The 4013-nt window shown below is 70.0% G+C and carries 4 protein-coding genes; all 4 read left to right on the forward strand.

Translation table 11 applies throughout. The annotated features are described in order from the left end of the window. A partial coding sequence (gene tig, locus G6W55_RS37010) for a trigger factor (protein WP_175524987.1) occupies positions 1–1250 on the forward strand: 1250 nt, incomplete at its 5' end. A gap of 234 nt (positions 1251–1484) precedes the next feature. After that, positions 1485–2093: an ATP-dependent Clp protease proteolytic subunit gene (locus G6W55_RS37015; protein WP_030779489.1), complete on the forward strand. Its 609-nt coding sequence runs from the start codon at positions 1485–1487 to the stop codon at positions 2091–2093. A gap of 917 nt (positions 2094–3010) precedes the next feature. Continuing rightward, positions 3011–3691 (forward strand): ATP-dependent Clp protease proteolytic subunit, encoded by a 681-nt coding sequence (locus G6W55_RS37020; protein ID WP_175524988.1) that lies wholly within the window; start codon positions 3011–3013, stop codon positions 3689–3691. A gap of 180 nt (positions 3692–3871) precedes the next feature. Further along, positions 3872–4013: ClpX C4-type zinc finger protein (locus tag G6W55_RS37025; RefSeq protein WP_309243886.1), on the forward strand; the 142-nt coding region annotated here is incomplete at its 3' end.

A 4013-nucleotide genomic window follows, 5' to 3' on the forward strand; every position in this document is an offset into this window, starting at 1 on the left:
TCCCCGCCCGGGTCATCGACCAGCGGTTCGGCCGCGGTGCGGTGCTGGAGGAGGCGGTCAACGACGCGCTTCCGAAGTTCTACACGGAGGCTGTCAACGAGGCGTCGATCGACGTCCTCGGCCAGCCCGAGGTCGACATCACCGAGCTGAAGGACGGCGAGACGCTGAACTTCACCGCCGAGGTCGACGTCCGTCCCGCCCTGGAGCTCCCGGAGGACTTCTCCTCCATCGAGGTCGAGGTCGACGCCGTCGAGGTGACCGACGAGGACATCGCGAAGTCGGTCGAGCAGCTCCGTGAGCGCTTCGCCTCCACCTCCCCGGTCGAGCGCGCCGCCGAGGACGGCGACGTCGTGACCGTGGACCTGGAGGCCAAGGTCGACGGCGAGGTCCTGGAGGACGGCGTCGCCAGCGGCGTCTCCTACACCATCGGCTCCGGCGAGCTGCTCGACGGCATCGACGACGCCGTGAAGGGCCTGGAGGCCGGTGGCGAGGCCACCTTCACCTCCGAGCTGAAGGGCGGCTCCGCCGCGGGCAAGGAGGCCGAGGTCGCCGTCAAGGTCACCCAGGTCGCCGCCCGTGAACTGCCCGAGCTGGACGACGAGTTCGCGCAGCTCGCCTCCGAGTTCGACACCCTGGAGGAGCTGAAGGCGGACAGCCGCAAGCGCCTCGAGAACATGAAGCAGTACGACCAGGCCACGCAGGCCCAGGAGCGCGTCCTGGAGAAGCTGCTGGAGCTCGTCGAGGTGCCCGTCCCCGAGAAGCTCCTCGAGGACGAGATCAACACCCGCAAGCACAACCTGGAGCACCACCAGCTCGGTCAGATGGGCCTGACGCTCGACAAGTACCTGGAGATCCAGGGCAAGTCGGCCGAGGAGTTCGAGACCGAGACCCGTGAGGCCGCGGTCAAGGGCATCAAGACCCAGTTCGTCCTGGACGAGCTGGTCAAGCGCGAGAAGCTGAACGTCAACCAGGAGGAGCTCACCGAGCACCTCATGCGCCGCGCCGCTTCCTCGGGCATGTCCCCCGACCAGTTCGCCCAGGCCGTCGTCGAGGGCGGCCAGGTTCCGCTGCTCGTCGGCGAGGTCGCCCGCGGCAAGGCGCTGGCGACGGTCGTCGAGGCCGCCACGGTCAAGGACACCAACGGCGAGATCGTCGACCTGGACGACGAGGAGGAGACGGAGGAGGCCGCCGAGGCCGCCACCGAGTCCGCCGACGCCGCCGAGTCCGCCGAGGAGAAGAACGAGGGCTGAGCCCCCGTATCCGACGCTTGTGCGACGGGCCCCGGAACCCTGTGTTCCGGGGCCCGTTCCCGTCCCCGGGCGCTACGCCCCCGGCGAACACCCACCTCTCCGGGATTCTCGGGAGGGACCCGCGCGTTAGGGTCCATGAGTACGAGGGCAGGGGAGTCCCCGTTGCCCCCGGCAGTACACGTGAGACGGCCCGGCGCCGTCGTAAGACGAGCAGGTGGATACGTGACGAATCTGATGCCCTCCGCCGCCGGCGAGCCTTCCATCGGTGGTGGCCTCGGCGACCAGGTCTACAACCGGCTGCTTGGCGAGCGGATCATCTTCCTCGGCCAGCCGGTCGACGACGACATCGCGAACAAGATCACCGCACAGCTTCTGCTCCTTGCCGCGGACCCGGACAAGGACATCTACCTGTACATCAACAGCCCCGGCGGTTCGATCACGGCCGGTATGGCGATCTACGACACCATGCAGTTCATCAAGAACGACGTGGTGACCATCGCCATGGGCCTCGCGGCCTCGATGGGTCAGTTCCTGCTCAGCGCGGGCACCCCCGGCAAGCGGTTCGCCCTGCCGAACGCCGAGATCCTGATCCACCAGCCGTCCGCCGGCCTGGCCGGCTCGGCCTCCGACATCAAGATCCACGCGGAGCGGCTGCTGCACACCAAGAAGCGCATGGCCGAGCTGACCTCGCAGCACACGGGTCAGTCGGTCGAGCAGATCACCCGCGACTCGGACCGCGACCGCTGGTTCGACGCGTTCGAGGCCAAGGAGTACGGCCTCATCGACGACGTCATCCCGACGGCCGCGGGCATGCCGGGCGGCGGCGGCACGGGCGCGGCGTAGCCCGTCCGACGGCGCGGGTCCCTGCCGGGTCCCTGCCGGGTGCGTGTGGCGCGGACGGGGCTGTGGCTCCGACCGGGTCCGTGGTTCCGACGGGGCTGTGGCTCCCACAGGGTCTGTGGCTCCGACCGGGTCTGTGGCTCCGACCGGGGTCACGGTTCCGACCGGGGCTTCGGTTCCGACGGGTCTGCGGTTCCGGCCGGGCCGACGGTCCCGACCGGGGTCAGGCTCCGACCGGGGTCAGGCGGCTCCGACCGGGCCGGCCAGGGCGACCGGGCTCACGGTTCCGACAGGGTCGGCCGGGCCGACCGGTTCGGCCGGGCGACTCGGTTCCGGGCCGGAGGGCGCGGGTCGATTCCTGGCGGGAGCGGCTTGGTTCCGGCAAGGGTCGGCGACGGCCCCGGTAGGCACTCGGTCCGGGAGCGAAGGCTCTCCCCAGGGCCTCGGCCCCCGGAAGCCGCGGCAGCCCGTCGGGGCGGCGCGGTCACCGGAAGCCGTACCAAGCCGTGCCGGTCCCGTCAGGGCCTGGCAGCCCCCGCCGGACCCCGCGAACCCCGTGAGGCCGCCGCAGGCGTCCGTCAGGGCCTCAGGGCCCTCGTCGGAGCCCGCGGACCCCACAGGGCTCACGAGGCCCGGCAGAGGCCGCGAGACCCCTACGAGGCCCGACGGTCCCCGCGGAGGCTCCACGGTCCCCGCGGAGGCTCCACGGCCCCGGCGGAGCCGGACCCGATCCCGCGGAGGCCACGAGGCCCGGCGGGGTTCGTCAGGGCTCCCGGAGCCGGACGGACCGGAGACGCCACGCGGGCCCGACCGACTGACCCCGCACCGCCCGCCCGACTGCCCCGCCCCCGCCGTAGACACCGCCCGCCCGTGATCGCAATCCCAAGCAGCCACCGCCCAGCCCTTCTCCAGGAGACACCGTGAACGACTTCCCCGGCAGCGGCCTCTACGCCCGTACGGAGGCCGAGTACACCGGCCCACGCGCCGAGTCCCGCTACGTCATCCCCCGCTTCGTCGAGCGCACCTCGCAGGGCATCCGTGAGTACGACCCGTACGCGAAGCTCTTCGAGGAGCGCGTGATCTTCCTCGGCGTGCAGATCGACGACGCCTCCGCCAACGACGTCATGGCGCAGCTCCTGTGCCTGGAGTCGATGGACCCCGACCGGGACATCTCGGTCTACATCAACAGCCCCGGCGGCTCCTTCACGGCGCTGACCGCGATCTACGACACGATGCAGTTCGTGAAGCCCGACATCCAGACGGTCTGCATGGGCCAGGCGGCCTCCGCCGCCGCGATCCTGCTGGCCGCCGGTACGCCGGGCAAGCGCATGGCCCTGCCGAACGCGCGCGTGCTGATCCACCAGCCGTACAGCGAGACCGGCCGCGGTCAGGTCTCGGACCTGGAGATCGCCGCCAACGAGATCCTGCGGATGCGTGCCCAGCTCGAGGAGATGCTGGCCAAGCACTCCACCACGCCGATCGAGAAGATCCGCGAGGACATCGAGCGCGACAAGATCCTCACGGCCGAGGACGCGCTGTCGTACGGCCTGATCGACCAGATCATCTCCACCCGGAAGATGAACAACAACTCTCTGCGTTGACGCGCGGGGCGCTCTCGTCCGTACCCCTTGGCACGGTGTGACACGGTCCACGTCGAAGTGAACCGTGCCAAGGGGGGCCCGAACGGGGGTCCCGGCAAGGTACCGTCGGAATAAGGCAGCACCAGGAGCCGCTGGATTCGAAAGCGTCCAGTCGTCTCCCAGGCGAAGGGGAAGCACACCGTGGCACGCATCGGTGACGGCGGCGATCTGCTCAAGTGCTCGTTCTGCGGCAAGAGCCAGAAGCAGGTCAAGAAGCTCATCGCAGGGCCCGGTGTGTACATCTGCGACGAGTGCATCGATCTCTGCAACGAGATCATCGAGG

This window comes from Streptomyces sp. CAI-85, assembly GCF_013363615.1.
GTDB classification, from domain to species: Bacteria; Actinomycetota; Actinomycetes; order Streptomycetales; family Streptomycetaceae; genus Streptomyces; species Streptomyces antibioticus_B.

Coding starts and splice junctions, on each gene's coding strand:
- G6W55_RS37015 (WP_030779489.1), top strand. CDS start 1,485: ATGCCCTCCGCCGCCGGCGAGCCTTCCATCGGTGGTGGCCTCGGCGAC.